Source organism: Microbacterium sp. BF1 (genome assembly GCF_019279095.1).
Taxonomy (GTDB): Bacteria; Actinomycetota; Actinomycetes; order Actinomycetales; family Microbacteriaceae; genus Microbacterium; species Microbacterium maritypicum.
Genome location: NZ_JAGYWT010000681.1, coordinates 1 through 1,034, shown reverse-complemented (window position 1 = coordinate 1,034; position 1,034 = coordinate 1). Strand labels below are relative to the sequence as shown.

The following is a 1,034-nucleotide window of genomic DNA, read 5'->3' as shown; positions in this document are numbered from 1 at the left end:
ATTCCTTTGAGTTTTAGCCTTGCGGCCGTACTCCCCAGGCGGGGAACTTAATGCGTTAGCTGCGTCACGGAATCCGTGGAATGGACCCCACAACTAGTTCCCAACGTTTACGGGGTGGACTACCAGGGTATCTAAGCCTGTTTGCTCCCCACCCTTTCGCTCCTCAGCGTCAGTTACGGCCCAGAGATCTGCCTTCGCCATCGGTGTTCCTCCTGATATCTGCGCATTCCACCGCTACACCAGGAATTCCAATCTCCCCTACCGCACTCTAGTCTGCCCGTACCCACTGCAGGCCGGAGGTTGAGCCTCCGGATTTCACAGCAGACGCGACAAACCGCCTACGAGCTCTTTACGCCCAATAATTCCGGATAACGCTTGCGCCCTACGTATTACCGCGGCTGCTGGCACGTAGTTAGCCGGCGCTTTTTCTGCAGGTACCGTCACTTTCGCTTCTTCCCTGCTAAAAGAGGTTTACAACCCGAAGGCCGTCGTCCCTCACGCGGCGTTGCTGCATCAGGCTTGCGCCCATTGTGCAATATTCCCCACTGCTGCCTCCCGTAGGAGTCTGGGCCGTGTCTCAGTCCCAGTGTGGCCGGTCACCCTCTCAGGCCGGCTACCCGTCGACGCCTTGGTGAGCCATTACCTCACCAACAAGCTGATAGGCCGCGAGCCCATCCCCAACCGAAATTCTTTCCAGACGCAGACCATGCGGTCACGTCACATATCCAGTATTAGACGCCGTTTCCAGCGCTTATCCCAGAGTCAGGGGCAGGTTGCTCACGTGTTACTCACCCGTTCGCCACTGATCCCACAGAGCAAGCTCCGTGTTCACCGTTCGACTTGCATGTGTTAAGCACGCCGCCAGCGTTCATCCTGAGCCAGGATCAAACTCTCCGTAAAAAAGAAATGCATACCCCACCGGGAAAACGGTGACGCAGCGAGTTTGATGCTGACCAAAGAGACAAATTCATTGCTGACTTCATCCATTGCCAACCCCCCGGAAGGAGTTGGTCTTTGATCCAAAGGAATTCTCA

The 1,034-nt window shown here is 56.0% G+C and carries 1 rRNA gene; it reads right to left on the bottom strand.

The annotated features are described in order from the left end of the window. Window positions 1-900, bottom strand: a 16S ribosomal RNA gene (locus tag KZA10_RS15995); the annotation flags it as partial. Window positions 901-1,034: the final 134 nt, after the last annotated feature.